Origin of the sequence: Streptomyces beijiangensis, from assembly GCF_017315755.1 — a bacterium.
GTDB lineage: Bacteria > Actinomycetota > Actinomycetes > Streptomycetales > Streptomycetaceae > Streptomyces > Streptomyces beijiangensis.
Map to the genome: position 1 here is coordinate 1 of NZ_JAFLRJ010000932.1, position 307 is coordinate 307.

The window sequence follows — 307 nt, forward strand, 5'->3', positions numbered from 1 at the left end:
CCATGACGCCGTTCACCCGGAGCTGGATACCGGGGCCCGGGAAGAGCTGCGGGACGAGGGCCATCACACAGGTCTGGGCAACGGCCCCCAGGACGCCCAGCATCAGCATCGCGGTGATGAGCAGCAGAGCGCTGTCCGCGACCGCGGCGGCCGCCGCGACGAGGCACTCCAGGGCCAGTGCCACGCCGAGCACCGCATCCGTACGGAAACGGTCGCAGACGCGCCCGATGGGCCCGCCCAGGACGATGCCGGGTACCAGACCGGCGAGCATCTGGGCCGACACCACCGACGTCAGGCCGGTACGGTC

The 307-nt window shown here is 71.7% G+C and carries 1 pseudogene; it reads right to left on the bottom strand.

The window, feature by feature from the left end:
- A pseudogene (locus J0695_RS39935) lies at positions 1-307 on the bottom strand (hypothetical protein); the annotation flags it as partial.